The organism is Streptomyces sp. TLI_185 (assembly GCF_003814765.1).
GTDB lineage: Bacteria > Actinomycetota > Actinomycetes > Streptomycetales > Streptomycetaceae > Streptomyces.
This window is the reverse complement of record NZ_RKRB01000001.1, coordinates 566,458-583,970: the sequence shown is the minus strand read 5'-3', so window position 1 is coordinate 583,970 and position 17,513 is coordinate 566,458. Positions and strand designations below refer to the sequence as shown.

The following is a 17,513-nucleotide window of genomic DNA, read 5'->3' as shown; positions in this document are numbered from 1 at the left end:
GGCGGCGGCGTCCGCCGCCGAGCGCGAGCAGGCCCGGCCACCCCCTCAGAGATCCCGCCGCACCAGATACTCCAGCAAGGACCGCAGCTCCTCCACCGGCCGTGCCCGCAGGGTCGCGTCGGCGAGAGCCGCCTCCACCGCGGCGATGTGTGCGCGCGCCTCGGCCAGCGCCTCCGTCCGGCCGCCCAGCGTCTCGATCAGCGCGGCCGCCTCCCCGGGTTCTCCGCCCGCGTCCAGAAGTGCGGCGAGTCGGCGGGACGCGGGGGCGCCGGAGTCGAGTGCGGCCAGTACCGGGAACGTCTTCTTTCGTTCCCGCAGATCGCCGTGCACGGGTTTTCCAGTGATGGCGGGGTCGCCCCAGATGCCCAGGACGTCGTCGACGATCTGGAAGGCGATCCCGAGGTGCCGCCCGGCACGGTCGAAAGCGTCGACCACCGAAGGCGCAGCGCCGCCGAGCAGGGCGCCGAGCGCCGCGGCGCAGCCGAGCAGCGCGCCGGTCTTGTGCTCGGCCATCGCCCGGTATTCGTCCGGCCGCACCCGCTGCGGCCCCGTCCACGGGCGCGTGGCGAACAACAGGTCGTCCGCCTGGCCGCGCACCAGGTCACCCAGCGCCACCGACAGCACCCGCACGGCCTGCGGCCCGCCCGGTGCCGCGGCGAGGGTCTCGACGGCCAGCGCGAACAGCGCATCGCCCGCGAGGACTGCGGGCCCGGTGCCGTACGCCTTCCAGACGGTGGGGCGGCGGCGCCGGGCCGCGTCACCGTCCATGATGTCGTCGTGCAGCAGGGAGAAGGTGTGCACCAGCTCCACCGCGACCGCCGCGGGCACCCCGGCCCGACCGGGTGCGCCCGCGGCCTCGGCTGCGAGCACGGCCAGCGCCTGCCGCACGCCCTTCCCGCCCGACGCGCCGGTCGGTGCACCGCCCACCTCGCACCAGCCGAAGGAGTACGCGGCCATCTCACCCACCCAGGGATGCATGCGCTCCACGGCCTCCATCAGCGCCGGCCGTACCAACTCGCGGCAGCGGGCGAGGAGGTGGGGCGCCTCGGCCGGTGGCCGCAGCGTCGAGGGAAACGCCGTCACCGTACGACCTCCGCAGCCACGCCGAACTCCTGCTGCGCCCGCGCCACCATCTCCCGCGCATGCCGCAGTCCGATCCGCTCCAACTCGCGTGCCAAGTCAGCGAGTTCGGCTGCCGTTTCGGCGCGGTCGCGGCCCAGTCGGGCCAGGGACTTGGCGAGCCCCAGCCGCGCCAGCGCCTGCCCGCGTGGTTCGCTCATCGCACGGAACTCCGTGAGAGCCTGCTCGTACAGGCCCCGGGCCTCGGCCCAACGCCCCGCCCGGTACAGGACGTTGCCGCGCATCTTGTGGTTGTAGGCCAGTGCGCTGGACAGCTTCATCGCCCGGCAGGCCGTCTCCGCCTCGGACAGCAGCGTCAGCGCCCGCTCGACGTCCCCGTCCCGCACGGACACGATGTCGGCGAGCCCGCGCAGTGCCCAGGCGTGGCCCCGCCGGTCGTCGGCGCGCGCGGCTATCTCGGCCGCTTCCTCGAACAACGCGTACGCGGTGTCGTACTCACCCGTGTTGCGGTGGATCTGCGCGATGCCCTCCAGCGCCCACACCGTGTGCCGCGCCTCGCCGCGCCGCCGGGCCTCGGCGAGCAGTTGCTCGTGCAGCCTGCGGACGGCCTCGTAGTCGCCCTGGATGCGGCCGGTCTCGGCGAGTCCCGCAAGCGAGTAGCCGCGTACGACGACGTCACCGCCGCGTTCGCCGAGTTCGGCCGCGAGCCCCAGCAGCCGCCAGGCCAGTGGGAAGGCGCCGCGCTGCCGGGCCAGGGTGCCGCCGCTCCACAGCGCCCACGCCATCGCGGCCGTGTCCCCGGCCGCGCGGGCCGCACGGTAGCTCGCCTTCCACGCCCGGTCGGCGTCCCCGACCTGCCCCAGCCGGCGGTGCGCCTCGGCCACCGCGAGGCCGGACCGGGCCACCTCTCCGTGCTGCCCGGCCCGCTCGGCGGCTCTCAACTCCCGTGTGCCGACGGCCAGTACATCGGTCAGCGAGGAGTTCACGGAGAGGGTGTTCAGGGCGCCCTGGTATTCCGGGGCGAATGCCTTGCCGTACATGGATCCCTTTCGGTGGCCTGTATACACCCCATCTATACATTCTGTGTATACATGGCGTGTATAGCGCGTCGGAAATAGGCCCTGGCCCAAGGGGCCAGGGCGTCACCTGCTGGGGATCAAGACGTCGTCGGCGCCGGAGAGGTTGCTCCTGAGGCGCAGATCACTCCGTGGGACTCAGTGCTGCTGGGCCTTCTGCGGCGTCGCCTCGCTCGGCCGTACCACCACGTACCCCTCGCCCTGCAGCATCAGCTGCACGGCCTCCCCGCTGCCGCCGCGCAGCATCGATCCGATGGACTGCGAACGGTGCAGCGAGGTCTGCAGACCGGCCGTCCAGCCCACCACCGCGTCCGTGTCGACATACACCGGGAACTGCGCCGAGACCGGGATGACCAGCGGATTGCCCTCGCACACCAGACCCAGCCGGCCCTGTCCGGTGAAGACACTGTTGAACAGACCGCCGCCGGCGATGCCCGCGCCCTTCACCGTCGCGATCCGGTACGACAGCGAGGCGTCGAAACACAGGACGTTGCGGCCGTTGACGGTGAACTCGTCACCGGGGTCGACCTCGACGATGAAACAGTTCTGCGCCTCGTGCGCGAACCAGGCCTCGCCCTGCCCGCGCACCGCCATCAGCGGCAGCCCCTCCCCGGTGACCGCGCGCTTGAGCATGCCGCCCACGCCCTGGCCCTTGCGCTCGAACTGGAGGTTGCCGCGGTAGGCGACCATCGCACCCTGGCGGGCGAGCATCTCGCCGTTCACCGTGTATTTGACGCACTTGGCGTTCTCGATCGTCATGCCGGGCGCGGTGGCCGGCTGGACCATGTGCTCGCTGGAAAAGAGGGAACCCTTCATGTGGGCATCCTGTCCCGGAAGATTCCGTTCCGCCAAGATCGCGGGGAGGGTCGGTTTCCGGTGGTCAGGCGCCGAACAGCTGGGTCCAGTACATGCCTGCCGGGCCGCCGCCCGCGAAGCCGATCCCGATGTGGGTGAAGTCGGGTTTGAGAATGTTGGCGCGATGGCCGGGGCTGTTCATCCATCCGTCCACGACCTCGGCGGGGGAGCGCTGACCGCAGGCGATGTTCTCGCCGATCGAGTGCCGTCGTGCACCCGCGGCCGCGGCACGGTCCCAGGGTCGGCTTCCGTCCGGCGATGTGTGCGAGTAGAAGACGCGGGCCACCATGTCCGCGCTGTGCGCCTGCGCCGCGGTGGTGAGCAGGGGGTCGGTGGCCAGGGGCGGCAGCCCCGCACCGGCGCGCTCCCCGTTGGTGAGGTCGACGACCTCGGCCGCCGTCCGCGCCAGGTCGCCCGGGGTGAGCGGCCTGGCCCACAGCGCGGTCCAGTACGTGGCGCCCGACCGGCCGTCGCGGGCGTACGCCAGGCCGGCATGCAGGTAGGCCGGGTCGCACAGGGTGCGGCCGGACTGCTCTTCGCTCAGGCAGTGGCGGACGAACTCGGCGGGTGTACGTGGACCGGAGACCAGGTGCTCGCCGACGGTGAGATACGTGTATCCGGCGGCCGTGACGCGCTGGTAGACGGAGGGGCCGTCCCGGCCCTCGATGCCCAGGCAGCCTGCGGAGGCCATGACGTCGGCGTGGGCGCGGGCCGCCGATGTCAGACGGGCGTCAAGGGCCACGGGCGGGGAACCGGCTTCGGCACGGGCGGAGTTGACCAGGCCGAGGAAGCCGTCCGGGCCGGGGGAGTTCGGTGCAGGGGCGGGGGCCGGGGTGGGGGAGTGGGAGCGGGCCCTGGGTATCGGCGGCGTCGAGGATGCCGGCCGGGTTCCGACGCGCGGCGTGGTCGGGGGTATGGGCCGGGACGGTGGCGTCGAGGACGTGGCCACGCCTCCGGGCGCCGTCCGCGTCGCAGAGCCGGTCTGCACCCCGGGTGCCGTGGCCGGCGCCGCCGCGGTCCCGTCGTCGAGGACATCCACGCCGAAGTCCCGCGCAAGCCCGGCGAGTCCGTCGGCGTAGCCCTGCCCCAGGGCCCGCAGCTTCCAGCCGCCGCCCCGCCGGTAGATCTCCGCGAGCAGCAGCACCGTCTCCTGGCCCGGGTGCGCCGGGGCGAAGCGGGCGAGTGGGCGGCCGCCTGCAGCCGAGACGTGGAGCGTGGGCGCGGGCAGGCGGGCGAGGGGAGTGCCGGGCTCGGCGGGGCTGACGACCACCGTGACCCTGGTGGCTCCCGGGCGCAGCCTCGGCGGGTCGACGGTGAGGGTGTCGCCGCCGAGTCGGGCGCCCGGCGCGGAGGGCTGGTTGTAGAACACGAAGTCGCCGTCGCCGCGGACCCTGCCCCCGTCGTCCGTGATCAGCGCGGACACGTCGAAGGGGCCGGGCACCCGTACGGTCACGGCACCGTCCGGAAGGGGCATGTTGCCCCCGGGCACCAACTCGCTCATCCCGCCGCCCCGGTGTCGTCGCTCACCCCTCGATGGGCTCCACCGGACAACGTCCACCGGGGCGGCCGGGTTCCCCGTCGGCTCAGTGCCGGGCAATCCCGGGAGCGATGTCCTCGTAGCGCTCGACGGGCGGTGCGGCGCGCCGTACCTTCGACTGCTTGCCGCAGAACGCGGACTCCATCGTGCCCTGCATCGTGTTGAGCACGGCAGCGTTGTTGGACGTGGTGGCCACGGCCGTGAAGCTGCGCCGGCCGTCCTTCGTGGCGAACGCGTACGTGTAGTAGCCCTGGACGACGCCCGTGTGCCCGTACACCGAGACCCCGCAGGACAGGTCGCGGCGACCCAGCCCCAGCCCGTACCCCTGGGTGCTGCTGACCGGCACCATGCGCTCCATCTGCCGCAGCTGCGCGGGCGAGGTGAGCCGGCCGCCGAGCAGGGCGGACAGGAAGGTGTTCAGGTCCCTCGTGGTGGAGATGACCGCGCCCGCGCTCTGCGCCCAGGACATCGTCTGCTCGGTCGCGTCGATCAGGGGCGCGTCCTTCTCGTCCGGGGTGAGATAGCCCCTGGCGTGGCGGCCGGGGATCTGCGCGCCGGGGTGGACGTAGAAGGTGTCGCGCAGTTTCAGCGGCTTGATGATGCGGTTCTCGTACTCCGTCCCTACGGAGTGGCCGGTCAGCTTCTCGATGAGCATGCCGGCGACGACGAAGTTGGTGTTGGAGTACGAGAACGAGCCCGGGGCGCTGGTGCGCGGGTGCCACAACGAGCGCTTGACGAGCTCACGGTAGGTGAAGACCTTGCTGCGGACCTCCTGGAAGCCGGGCACCGTCTTCGCGAACATCGTGTTCGTGTAGTCGTACAGGCCGCTTCGGTGGCCCAGAATCTCGCGCACTGTGATCGTGCGGTCCGGCAGCAGCCCCGGCAGATATCGGTTGACCGGGGCGTCGAGTCTCAGCTTGCCCTCGTCGGCCAGTTGCAACAGCACGACGGCCGTGAAGGGCTTGGTGACGCTGCCGATACGGAACCGGTCGGCGTTGCTGATCGCCCGTCTGCTCCTGCGGTCCGCGATGCCCATGGCGGCCCATTCGACTCTGCCGTGGTCGTCGATCCGGGCGGTCGCGCCCGGTGCGCCCTGTTTCAGCGCGGTGACGAGGCGGCCTTGAAGGCCCATCAGGTCGGGCTTGGGCAGCGGCACGGTGGGGGTGGCATGTGAGGGGACCGCGAGCAGGGAGAGCACGACCGTTCCCAGGACCGTGCCCTTGGATGCGAGATGAGTCACATTCACGTGAGGCAACTTTCTTCCGTGTCGTCACATCTCCACAGTCGACGCACAGTTGGTCACCCACTGATCACTGAGCGATGTGGATTTGCAAAGTATTGCCATATATCGCACGGAAAGCGATATTTTAGTCTTTACATGTACATGACTCGTCCGAAAGGGTTTCTTGCCGGGGCCCGACCAGCCCCCATGGCGCTCAACGGCGCCATGCATCAAGGCGGTTGGTGATCCCGGCCGCCTTGCAAGGAAGGAACCCTCATCAGTGCGTAGACCGCACATACGCAGCGTGGCGGTTGCCGTCGCCGTGACGACGGCCGCCACTGGCCTGGCCGGCACCGCCTTCGGCACCACCACGGGGACGGGTCACACCGCTGTCGCTGCCGGCACCTCGGCCGCGTCCGTGGTGTCCGCCGCCCGCGCAGCCGCCTTCGCCCACTCGTCCGCGACCGGCGTCTCCCAGGGCGACGAACTGCAGGCCGAGGACGTCATGATCGACCCGGAGGGTGCCCGGCACGTCCGGTTCACCCGGGCGCACCAGGGCATGCAGGTGCTCGGTGGCGACCTCGTCGTCCACCTCACCGGGCAGCTGGAGTACGCGGGTGTCACCCGGGCCGCCGGACACACGGTCAAGCCCGCTGCCGCCACCGCCGCCAGGCTGTCGGCCGCGGAGGCCCGGCAGAAGGCGGCCACGGCCGCCAAGGGTGACGCCGGCACCGCCGAGCTCGTCGTGGACGCCCGCGACGGCGCGTCCGCCCTCGCCTACCAGGTGCGGGTCAGCGACAGCGGCACCGCCGAGGGCGGCGGCTCCCGGACGGTCGTCGTCGACGCTGTCACCGGCAAGGTGCGCAGCAACACGCCCGACAGTGACGAGTTCCTCTCGCCCGGGCTGCTCGACACCCTGCGCGAGCGCGGCGAAAGGCTCGACCCCGCCACGGGCGCCGGTTCGCAGACGGCCGGACTCACGGCCGCGTCGGCCTCGTCCGCGGCCGGTGCCACCCGCTATCCGTCGACGGCCCACGGCACCGGCAAGTCCCTCTTCGTCGGCACGGTCCCGCTGACCACCACCCGCACGGCCCGCACCACCTACCTCCTCAAGGACCCGACCCGCTGGGGCACCGAGACCCGGGACGCCAAGGGTCAGGAGCTGGAGAGCTTCGCCCGCGGCAAAAAGATCACCACCAACAACGACGTCTTCGGCAACGGCAGGGTCACCAGCCGCAACAGCGCCGCCGCCGACGCCCAGTACGGCATCACCAAGACCCTGGACTTCTACAAGAAGACCTTCGGTCGCAAGGGCATCGAGAACAACGGCAAGGGCGCCCACGCCATGGTCCACTTCGGTAACAAGGTGGCCAACGCGTTCTGGGACTCGACCTGTGACTGCATGCTCTACGGCGACGGCGACGGCGACATGTTCAAGAAGCCGCTGGTCGCCCTGGACGTCACCGGCCACGAGCTGACCCACGGCGTCGTGGACGCCACCGCCAAGCTGGAGCCCACCCGTGTCGACGCGCAGGGCAACCAGTACGGCGAGCCAGGCTCGCTGAACGAGTCACTCGCCGACGTCTTCGGCTCCAACGTCGAGTTCTTCACGAACAACGCGTCGGACAAGCCGGACTACCTCATCGGCGAGAAGATGGGGCTGGCCCAGAAGTTCCTGCGTCGCCTCGACCACCCGTCGCTCGACCGGCTCGAGGGCACCATCGACTACTGGTCGCCCGAGGCGTACGACGCCGAGGTCCACGCCGGCTCCGGGGTCTCCTCGCACGCGTACTACCTGCTCGCCGAGGGCAGCGGCCAGAAGACGATCGGCGGCGTCAGGTACGACTCGCCGACCTATGACGGCTCGACGGTCAAGGGCATCGGCCGCACCAAGGCCACGGCCATCTTCTACCGGGCCCTGACCCGCTACATGGTCTCCACGACCGACTTCCACGACGCGCGCAACGCGACGCTGAAGGCGGCCAAGGACCTCTACGGGGCGAACAGCACGGAGTACAAGACGGTGGACCTGGCCTGGGCCGCCGTCAACGTCACCTCGGCCAACACCCCGGCCGCGCACCGCTGATTGCGAAACCATGACACCGGTCCGGGTGCCCCTGTCAGTGGGCGCCCGGATCTGGCAGACCCACCCTCTTCTGAAGGGCGCCCGGTCACCACTGCCCTGCGGCGCCCGAACTCGAGTGCGACAATGCATACGCGGCCACCGTTGCCGGTCCCCGCACACAGCTGTATCTCCCGCAGGTGAGCCCGAAGCCCGTCCGGCTGGAGGAGTGGATGTCCCCCGACAACCCCGGCGAAACCACCGGTGAGGGGCGTCGGGGCCCGCGGTGGCTCCGTCACGCCGAAGGAGCTCGCCCGGTGCGGGCCCGCTACGCCCGGGCCGGCCGCCTGGGGGCCCTCCTGTTGCTGGCCGGCGCCATCCAGGCCACCCCGGTGCACGCAACCGATGATCAGCCCCCGTTCACCGTGGTGGGAGCGCCCGCGGACCGTCATGGGGTCGTCACCTGGGGTGCGAGCGCCGACCGCATGGACGACGCGGCCGCCGACCGCGGCTACCGGCTCGTCGTCCACACCAGCACGGGCGGAAGCGACCTGCGGATTCGCCTCTCCAACGCCTTCGGGGACCGGCCGGTGACCTTCGACAGCGTCTACGCCGGCCTCCGGCAGGAGGGCGCCCGGCTCGTCCCCGGCAGCAACCGCCGGATGACCTTCGACGGCGCCCGCTCCGTCACCGTCCCCGCGGGCGCCGCCGCCCTCAGCGACCCCCTGCCCGGCCGACTGCCCGCCGCGACCGACCTCGTGGTCAGCATCCACTCACCGGACGCGGCCGGACCCGCGACCGGTCACTGGATGGCCATGCAGACGTCCTACACGACCGAGGGCGACCACACCGCCGAGGAGAGCGCCGCCCACTGGACGCAGACGACCGGCTCCTGGTTCTACCTGGACGCCGTCTCCGTGCGCCCGCCCGCCGGTACCGCAGCGGTCGTGGCCCTCGGCGACTCCATCACCGACGGCTGGCAGTCCACCACCGACCTCGACCGCCGCTGGCCCGACTACCTCGCCCGCCGACTGCGGTCCTTCGGCGGCCACGTCAAAGGCGTGGCGAACGAAGGGATCTCCGGCAACCAGGTCCTCGCGGACGGCGGCGGCCAGAGCGCCCTGAAGCGGCTGCAGCGCGACGTCCTCTCCCAGCCCGGCGTCCGCACCGTGTTCCTCTTCGAAGGCGTCAACGACGTCAAGGCCCATACCGGAGTCACCGCCCAGGACCTGATCGCCGGTTACCGCGAGATCGTCGAGCGCGCGCACGCGGCCGGGAAGTGCGTCGTCGGCGCGACCGTCGCCCCGTACAAGGGCTGGCCGGAATGGGATCCGGCCGGCGAGAAGGTACGCGGGGCAGTGAACCAATTCATCCGCGGCAGCGGCGAGTTCGACGCCGTCACCGACTTCGATCATGTCCTTCGCAGCCCCTACGACCCCGAGCGCATCCGTCCCGTCTTCGACGGCGGCGACCATCTGCACCCCAACGACAAGGGCATGCAGGCCATGGCCGACGCCGTCGATCTGACGAGCCTCGACTGCGCCGCCCGGCACCCCGGCGGCTGAGGTCATCCCGATGCCGTCGGCTCCGGTGCGATCAGCCCCTGCCGGTAGGCGATCGCCACCGCCTCCGTACGGCTCGAAGCACCCAGCTTGGCCAGGATGTTGGAGACGTGGACGCTCGCCGTCTTGCCGGTGATGAAGAGCTCCTCGCCGATCTGCCGGTTGCTGCGGCCGCGGGCAAGGAGCCGCAGCACGTCCTGCTCCCGGGCGGTCAGCGGCGAGGGGCGCTCCCCGTCCGACGGGGCGGTGGCGAGACGGCCGCGGCGTATCAGACCGTCGATCCGCTCCAGCAGGGGCGCCGCGCCGAGCCGCTCGGCCACCGCTCTGGCCTCGCGGGCCTGCACGGCTGCCTCCTCACGCCGCTCTGCCGCCAACAGGGCCTCGGCGAACCGCACTTGACAGCGGACCCGCTCGTACACGTCCCCGAAGCCGAACGCGGTCACTGCCTTCTCCCAGGCGCCCGCGTCCGGCCCCGACACCGCGCGCAGCCACTCCGCCTCGGCGCGAGCCAGCCAGGCCATCCCCTCGGGCCCCTGCGGGGTGCCGTCCTCGCCGTGCAGGGCCGTCTGCCGGGCGAGCTCGACCAGTTCGTCCGCGGTGTCCTTCCAGCGGTGCCACTCGCCACCGGACGAGCGCAGTTCCATGGCCGCGTCGGCCACCGCCGACAGGGCGAGCGCCGCGAACCGCACCGTGGCGCTGGGACGGCGGCCCGCGTCGTCGGTCAGCGCGCCGACCGTCGCCCGGGTACGCTCCACCGCCGCCTGCGGCTCGCCACGCAGCACGGCCGCCTCGGTCAGCGCGATGCCCGCAACCAGCGTGGCCATCCAGTCGAAGGGCCCCTCCAGCAGGACCCGCGCCCGCTCGACGGCACCCAGATCCCCACGGGCCAGCGCCACATACAGGGCGGGTCCCAACGCATACCCGCCCGCCGAGGGCAGCACGGCCGCGTCCGCCGCCCCGGCCCGTACACACTCGTCCCAGCGGCCCAGCGTGTACAGCACCAGCAGATGCAGATAGCGCATCTCCAGCGGATACGGCGACGACAGCAGCCCGGCCCGGCGGGCGCGCTCCAGACCCTCGGTCACCCACGGCAGACAGCCCTCGAGGTCACCCGCCTCGAAGCAGCCGACGGCGAGGTTGAACAGGGCGCGCATCTCCACCGGGGCGTTCCCCGCCCGCCGGGCCAGCTCCCGGGCCTCCTTCAGCCGCTCACGGCCCTCGACGGTGCGCCGGCCGCCGCCCTCCAGGATCGCCAGTGAGATGAGCAGGTCGGCCTGCGCGTCCGCGACACCCAGCTGCTCGGCGATCCGCAGGGCCTCGTGAGCGACCCGCACCGCCGTCTCGTCATCCCCGATGTGGCGGGCCGCCATGACATGCGTGGCCGCCGCCCACACCCAGGTCCGGGTCGGCGGCTCGGCGGGGATCATGGCGAGTGCCTCGCTGCTGTAGGCGAACGCGGCCGTCAGACTGTCGACGCTCATCAGATTGCCCGCCAGCGTGTACCGGACCCGGGCGGCGAGTTCGGAGTCCGCGTCCTGGCCGATGCCGGCGAGCGCGGCCCGGGTGAGGGACACCGCCCGGTGCGACTCACCGGCGTGCGCGGCCGCCGCCGAGGCGCGCAGTGTGAGCGTCACCCGGTCGATGCCGTCGCCCGAGGGCCGGGCCGCCGGGTCCACCGACACCCACAGGTCGAGGGCGGTCTCCAGGTGCCGCAGCTCCTCGGCGGGCGCGCCCACCCGGTCGGCGTGCCCGGCCGCCTCCAGGGAGGCGGCGAGCGCCTCGGCCAGGTCATGGCTCTCGCGGTAGTGATGGGCGCGCTCGGCGGCGCTCTCGGCGGGGTGCCCGCGTCCCGCGAGCAGCCGGGCGAACGCGCCGTGCAGCCGGGACCGTTCGCCGGGCAGCAGATCCGCGTAGACCGCCTCCCGGGCCAGGGCGTGCCGGAAGGCGTAGGTGTCGGCGTCGCCGGGGACCAGGAGCTGGCGGCCGATGGCCTCGCGCAGGGCCGCCTCCAGCTCGTCCTCGGGCAGCCCGACCGCCTCGCGCAGCAGGTCGTGCTCCACGCGCCGCCCGGCGACCGCGGCGGTGCGCAGCACCTGCTGGGCGGTGTCGGACAGCTGCTCGATGCGGATGAGGAGGACGTCGGCCAAGCCGCTGGGGACGCCGCCCGCCTCCGTGCCTGTGGCCGCGAGCAGCTCCTCCGCGTAGAAGGCGTTGCCCTCGGCGCGCTCGACGATCCCGCGGACCGTGGCCTCCGGCAGCGGGCGCTCCTGCAGCGCGCGCACCAGCCGGGTCACCTCGGCATCCGCCATGGGCCGCAGCTCCAGCCGCTCCACGGCCGGCAGCCGTACCAGCTCGGCCAGGAGCGGGCGCAGGGGATGCCGGCGGTGCAGGTCGTCCGCCCGGTAGGAGGCGAACACCGCCAGCCGGTGCGTGGGCGCACCTCCGGCCGGTCGCTGCAGGATGCCGCGGCTGAGCAGGAAGCGCAGAAGATCCCGGGAGGACTGGTCGGCCCAGTGCAGGTCCTCCAGGACCAGCAGCAGCGGAGCGATCTCCGACAGGTCGGCCAGCAGCCCCGCCATGCCCTCGAACAGCCGCAGCCGCCCTCCGCCACTGTCCGAACGTGTGGGGGGACCCCCCTCGTCCCGCGCCGCGTCCGTGCCCGCACCCCGCAGCCGGTCCACCACCGGATGCGCGGCCAGCACGTCCGCGAACCGCTCGTCGGCCGCCAGCGCGCCCAGGACCTCGGTGAACGGCAGATACGGCAGCCCGACGTCACCGAGGTCGACGCAGTGACCGGTGAGGACCGTCATCCCGGCCCGGGCGGCCCGCCCCGCGACCTCGTCCAGCACCCGCGTCTTGCCCACCCCGGCGTCCCCGGCGAGCAGCACGGCCCGGGCCTCCCCGCCCCGGGCACGCTCCAGCATCCCGGCGAGCCGGGCGATCTCCTCGTCCCGGCCGATCAGCGGCGTGGTACTGCGATTTCCCGGGGGACAACCCCCGGGCCCCCGGCCGGAAGGCATGTCGGCGGGGGTGATTGGTGCGGGCATCGCGAGGCAATCCTGAGTAGATATGGTCTACGGCACGGATCCATCCTGGCACGCGGCACTGACGTGCTTCTGTAACAGGGGCGCTGCAACGGCCCTTCAGGGGCGCGGGGAACTGCGCGACAAGCCACAGACAGCCCGCACCCGTCGCAGCACAGTCCGTCCCAACCCCTTAGGCCATCACCGCAGCTCCCGAGCCCAATCCTCCGGCACCCGCCCGGCAGGGCCCGGCGCCGGCTGGTCCGTGGGATGGCTCACCGGGGGAGCGAGGTCGGGCCCGGACTCGTACAGCTCGTTGGTGTCGAAGTCCCAGAACCAGCCCTCACCCGGCTCGAAACTGCGGATCACCGGGTGGCCGGTGTCCCGGTAGTGGGCGCTGGCGTGCTTGGCGGGCGAGTCGTCGCAACAGCCGATGTGCCCGCACTGCGCGCAGCGTCGCAGATGGAACCACCAGCCGCCGGCCGCGTCGCACTCGACGCACCCGTTGCCGCTCGGGGGGACGGCGGGGTCGATGCCGTTGGCACTGGTCATGCGGGCTCCTCCGGTGTGTCGTCGTCCGTCGCGGTCAGGGGGAGCAGGACCTGGAAGCGGGTGTCCCCGGGCTCGGACTCCACCTGGAGGGTGCCGTGGTGCTTGTTGACGACGATCCGCCAGGAGATGTCCAGACCCAGCCCGGTGCCCTCGCCCACCGGCTTGGTGGTGAAGAACGGGTCGAAGATACGGCCGCGGATCTCCTGCGGCACGCCGGGCCCGGTGTCGCGGAACTCCACCAGCAGCCGGTCGTGATCGAGAGCCGTCCGCACCGTCAACGTGCCCTCCCCGCCTGCGCTGTTGATGGCGTGGACCGCGTTGTCGATGAGGTTGGTCCACACCTGGTTGAGCTCGGCCGGGTAGGCCGGGATCTTCGGCAGGGTGCGGTCGTAGTCCTTGACGACCTCGATCCGCGGGCCGATCTTGCCCGACAGCATCAGCAGCGTGCTGTCGAGGAGTTCGTGGACGTCGGCGTTCTGGTACGGGGCCCGGTCGAGCTGCGAGTACTGCTTGGCCGCATCGACCAGGTGCGAGATACGCGTCGTGGAGTCCTCGATCTCGTCCATCAACAGCTCGGTCTCGACCGTGTAGTTGAGCCAGCCGATCGCCCCGGGCAGGATCTCCGGGTCCACCTCCGCCGCGACCTGGTCCAGCCAGTCGACGTCAAGACCGGCCTGCACGAACGTGGGCGCGAGCCGCCAGCCGTCCGGGATGCCGTGGTCGTCGAGCCAGTCGGTGAGGGCGTCCTCCCGGTCCGAGGCCTCCAGCGGGCTCAACGTCGGTGCCTTGGCGACGAGTTCGGCGGTGCGCTCCTGGACCTCGATGAGGTTCGCCAGGGCCTCGCGCGGATACGGGCCTGCGGAGATGACGCCCAGCTTGTGCCGCATCTTCGCGACCCGCTCGCGCAGCGTCGCGGTGGCCCGCACGGCCGCCGCCGCCGGGTTGTTGAGCTCATGGGTGAGCCCGGCGGACAACGAGCCCAGCGCCAGCAGCCGTTCCCGCTGCCCGATGGCCCGCTGGGTGCTCTTCGTACCGAAGAACAGCCCCTCCAGCAGATGCACCGCCATCGGGAACCACTCCTGCATGATGGCAGCGAACGTGTCGGCGGGCAGCACGAAGAACCGCGTCGGCTCCGTGACGCGCATCGAGTTGTTGTAGCCCTGCCGGACCCGGTCGCCGAGATACGCCTGCATGGCCCCCGAGTACACGCCGGGCTGCGAGGTGCGCGTCACCTCGACGTCGTCACCGCCGACCCGGCGGGACAGCACGACCGTGCCCTCGATCATCACGAAGAAGCAGGTGGCGGGCTCGCCCTCGGTGTACACGGGCCCTGCCTCGAACCGCTCCACCCGCCCCTCGCTGCACAGCCGCCCCAACTGCTCCGGGGTGAGCTTCTCGAACAGGAACAGCGAACCGATCTCCTGCGGGCTGCAGGGCATGACCTGCCCGCTCACGACTGCTCCAGATACCGGTGGACGAGCATCACGGCCATGGCTCCCTCTCCGACGGCGGACGCGACCCGTTTCGCGGACTCGGCGCGGGCATCGCCCGCCACGAACACGCCGGGAATGTTGGTCTCCAGGTGGTACGGCGGCCGGTCCAGCTCCCACTCCGCAGGCGGCCGCCCGTCCGGGGTCAGGTCGGGCCCGGCCAGGATGAACCCGTGCTCGTCGCGCAGCACCGTGCCGTCGAGCCAGTCGGTCAGCGGTGCCGCGCCGATGAACACGAACATCCACTGGGCGTCGACGAGTTCGGTCTCGCCGGTCTCCGTGTCGCGCAGGGTGAGCTGCTCCAGCCGGCCGGAGCCGTGCGCGGACTCGACGACCGTGCGGGCGCGCACCGAGATGTTCGGAGCCTCGTTGATCTGCTGGATCAGGTAGTACGACATCGACGCGGACAGGTCCGCCCCGCGCACCAGCAGCGTCACCGACTTGGCGCCCCGGGACAGGTACATCGCCGCCTGCCCGGCCGAGTTGGCGCCGCCGACGATGTACACGTCGTGGCCCTGGCAGGACGCCGCCTCGGTCAGCGCCGAGCCGTAGAACACCCCGCAGCCGGTCAGGTCGTTGCAGCCCGGCGCGTCCAGCTGCCGGTACGACACGCCGGTCGCCAGGATCACGCTGTGTGCGGCGACCGCCGAGCCGTCGGAGAACCGCACGGTCCGCGCGGCCCCGTTGACCTCGAGTCCCGTCACCTGGCGCGCGGTGAGGATCTCGGCGCCGAACTTCGCCGCCTGCCGCCGCGCCCGATCGGTCAGCTGCGCCCCGGACACGCCGTCCGGGAAGCCCAGGTAGTTCTCGATCCGCGAGCTCTGCCCCGCCTGCCCGCCGGTCGCCGACCGCTCCACGAGCACGGTCCGCAGCCCCTCCGAGGCCCCGTACACCGCGGCCCCGAGCCCGGCGGGCCCGCCGCCGATGACGACGAGGTCGTAGAAGTCCTCGGCCGGCGTGGTCGCCAGCCCCACCCGCGCGGCCAGCTCGGGCGCCTCCGGCTCGACCAGCGGCGTCCCGTCCGGGGTGATCACGAGCGGCAGCCGCTGCCCGTCCTGCCCGGCCGCCGCCAGCAGCCGCTGCCCCTCGGGTTCGTCCGCCGAGTACCAGCGGTAGGGCACCTGGTTGCGGGCCAGGAACTCCCGTACGTCCGAGGAACGCGCCGACCAGCGGTGCCCGACCACCTTGGTGCTGGGCACCGGCCGGAAGTCGCTGCAGCGCCACGCCTCCAGCAGGTCGTCCAGGACGGGGTAGAGCTTCTCCTCCGGCGGGTCCCAGGGCTTGAGCAGATAGTGGTCCAGGTCGACGACGTTGATCGCGTCGATGGCCGCGCTGGTGTCCGCGTACGCGGTCAGCAGCACCCGCCGGGCACCCGGATACACATCCAGGGCCTGCTCCAGGAACTCGATGCCGTTCATCTGCGGCATGCGGTAGTCGGCCAGGATCACGGCCACCAGGTCGCCGCGCAGCTTCAGCTCCCGCAGCGCGTCCAGCGCGGACTCGCCGGACTCCGCGCGCACGATCCGGTACGACTCGCCGTAGCGCCGCCGCAGATCACGGGCGACGGCCCGGGAGACTCCCGGATCGTCGTCGACGGTCATGATGACGGTCCGCGCTGCGTCGGACGCCTGTGCCATACGTCTCCCACCCCGAGTGGTCGGACTGACGGCCGGCGAGCCCTGTCGCAAAGGCAGTCACCACGCCGGCTCCCGCCCATCGTATGTTCGATCGTCCTGCTTCGCTCCGGTATACGGCGCGGCCCCCGTTCAGCGGCGCCTCGACGAGAGCACGCAGAACTCGTTCCCCTCGGGGTCGGCCAGCACCACCCACGGCTGCTCACCCTGTCCGACGTCCGCGTGCCGCGCGCCCAGTGCCAGCAGCCGGGCCACCTCGGCGTCCTGGTCGTCGGGGCGGAAGTCGAGATGGAGGCGGTTCTTGATGGTCTTTCCTTCCGGCACCGGGGTGAAGATCAGTCCCGGCAGGCGGTCCTTCTCGGGCCGGATCTCGTACTCGTCGGCCGCGTCGTTCACCACGACCCAGCCGAGTGCCTCGGTCCACCACCGTCCCAGCGCGACGGGGTCGGCCGCGTCGACGTTCACTTGCTCCCATTCCAAGGCCATGGCAGGAGCGTAGTGAAGACTGGGTCCGAGTGCCCTGACCACGAGACTGGGAGGCAGCCGCATGACCCGCCCCATCACCGCAGGCGTCGACGGAACCGAGGAGAGCATCGCGGCACTGCACTGGGCGGCCCGGGAGGCGGTCCGCCGGGGGCTGGCGCTGCGTGCGGTGCAGGCCTGGCGCTTCCAGCCGTACGAGGCGATCGACGCGGCGGACCCGGACACACAGGCAGGATGGGTCCGGGACGCGCTGGCCGAGGCCGTCCGGAGTGTCACCGCGCTCCATCCGGACCTCGACGTCACCACCGACGTCGTGGCGGGGGAGACGGTCGACACGCTGCTCGACGCGGCCGCGGAGGCCGAGATGCTGGTGCTCGGCTCACGCGGGCACGGGCCCGTCGTCGGCTTCCTGCTCGGCTCCGTCGGCCAGCAGGTGATCGCCGAAGCGACACGGCCCTTGGTGCTCGTGCGCGCGGGTGATCAGCCGACGGGCGAGGCCGCCGGACGTGAGGTCGTCGTCGGCCAGCAGGGCCAACCGGACGACAGCGCCGACACGCTGCGGTTCGCCTTCGAGACGGCGGCCGCCCGCGGTGCCACGGTCCGTGCGGTGCGGGCATGGACGCTGCCGCCGGTGTTCGCGTACAGCCCGGGCTCGATGCACCTCCTCGACGAGGCCGGCGGCCTCGAACCGTTCGAGACGAAGGCACTGGCCGCCGCACTCGAGCCCTGGCGGGAACGCTTCCCCGACGTGCCCGTGATCGAGCATCTGGAGATGGGCAGCGCGGGCCAGGTGCTGTTGTCGGTGGCCGGGCGGGCCCAGCTGATGGTCGTCGGCCGGCGCGCCCACCGCACGGCCGTCGGTGCGCGCATCGGCTCGGTGGCGCACGGCGTCCTGCACCACGCCAACTGCCCGGTGGCCGTGGTCCCGCACGCCTGA

The 17,513-nt window shown here is 72.1% G+C and carries 13 protein-coding genes; 3 read left to right on the top strand and 10 right to left on the bottom strand.

Going from position 1 to position 17,513, the window contains the following annotated elements:
• Positions 1-45 precede the first annotated feature (45 nt).
• From EDD92_RS02600 to EDD92_RS02580, 5 genes are all read right to left on the bottom strand, one after another.
• Positions 46-1,083 (bottom strand): polyprenyl synthetase family protein, encoded by a 1,038-nt coding sequence (locus EDD92_RS02600; RefSeq protein WP_185123911.1) that lies wholly within the window; start codon positions 1,081-1,083, stop codon positions 46-48.
• Positions 1,080-2,120, bottom strand: coding sequence for a lipopolysaccharide assembly protein LapB (locus tag EDD92_RS02595; protein ID WP_123962773.1), 1,041 nt, complete (start codon positions 2,118-2,120; stop codon positions 1,080-1,082). Before EDD92_RS02595 ends, EDD92_RS02600 begins: the two co-directional genes overlap by 4 nt.
• 174 nt (positions 2,121-2,294) lie before the next feature.
• Positions 2,295-2,972 carry an AIM24 family protein gene (locus tag EDD92_RS02590; RefSeq protein WP_123962771.1) on the bottom strand — a complete coding sequence of 226 codons (678 nt, stop codon included), beginning with the start codon at positions 2,970-2,972 and terminating at the stop codon, positions 2,295-2,297.
• A gap of 64 nt (positions 2,973-3,036) precedes the next feature.
• Positions 3,037-4,512: a CAP domain-containing protein gene (locus EDD92_RS02585; protein ID WP_123962769.1), complete on the bottom strand. Its 1,476-nt coding sequence runs from the start codon at positions 4,510-4,512 to the stop codon at positions 3,037-3,039.
• A gap of 82 nt (positions 4,513-4,594) precedes the next feature.
• Positions 4,595-5,788, bottom strand: a complete 1,194-nt coding sequence (locus EDD92_RS02580; protein WP_260326286.1) for a serine hydrolase — start codon at positions 5,786-5,788, stop codon at positions 4,595-4,597.
• Positions 5,789-6,050: 262 nt separating this feature from the next.
• Between EDD92_RS02580 and EDD92_RS02575 the strand changes: the two genes are divergently transcribed.
• Positions 6,051-7,856, top strand: coding sequence for a M4 family metallopeptidase (locus tag EDD92_RS02575; RefSeq protein ID WP_123962766.1), 1,806 nt, complete (start codon positions 6,051-6,053; stop codon positions 7,854-7,856).
• A 293-nt stretch (positions 7,857-8,149) separates the two neighbouring features.
• Entirely contained in the window at positions 8,150-9,397 is a 1,248-nt protein-coding gene (locus EDD92_RS02570) for an SGNH/GDSL hydrolase family protein (protein WP_123970236.1), read from the top strand.
• A 2-nt stretch (positions 9,398-9,399) separates the two neighbouring features.
• Here the strand turns inward: EDD92_RS02570 and EDD92_RS02565 are convergent, their stop codons facing one another.
• The 5 genes from EDD92_RS02565 to EDD92_RS02545 all read right to left on the bottom strand — a co-directional run bounded on the left by EDD92_RS02565 (position 9,400) and on the right by EDD92_RS02545 (position 16,579).
• Positions 9,400-12,414, bottom strand: a complete 3,015-nt coding sequence (locus EDD92_RS02565; protein ID WP_123970235.1) for a helix-turn-helix transcriptional regulator — start codon at positions 12,412-12,414, stop codon at positions 9,400-9,402.
• A gap of 204 nt (positions 12,415-12,618) precedes the next feature.
• Complete coding sequence (locus EDD92_RS02560; protein ID WP_123962765.1) at positions 12,619-12,969, bottom strand: UBP-type zinc finger domain-containing protein; 351 nt, start codon at positions 12,967-12,969, stop codon at positions 12,619-12,621.
• A complete protein-coding gene (locus EDD92_RS02555; RefSeq protein ID WP_123962763.1) occupies positions 12,966-14,423 on the bottom strand; it encodes an ATP-binding protein in 1,458 nt (485 codons plus the stop codon). The genes EDD92_RS02560 and EDD92_RS02555 overlap by 4 nt, the downstream gene beginning before the upstream one ends.
• The gene (locus tag EDD92_RS02550) at positions 14,420-16,096 is read right to left on the bottom strand and encodes an FAD-dependent oxidoreductase (protein WP_123962761.1); all 1,677 of its coding nucleotides are present in this window, start codon (positions 16,094-16,096) and stop codon (positions 14,420-14,422) included. The genes EDD92_RS02555 and EDD92_RS02550 overlap by 4 nt, the downstream gene beginning before the upstream one ends.
• Positions 16,097-16,225: 129 nt before the next feature.
• Entirely contained in the window at positions 16,226-16,579 is a 354-nt protein-coding gene (locus EDD92_RS02545) for a VOC family protein (RefSeq protein WP_123962759.1), read from the bottom strand.
• A gap of 61 nt (positions 16,580-16,640) precedes the next feature.
• Here EDD92_RS02545 and EDD92_RS02540 point away from each other — a divergent pair, with 61 nt between their 5' ends.
• Complete coding sequence (locus EDD92_RS02540) at positions 16,641-17,513, top strand: universal stress protein (RefSeq protein WP_123962757.1); 873 nt, start codon at positions 16,641-16,643, stop codon at positions 17,511-17,513.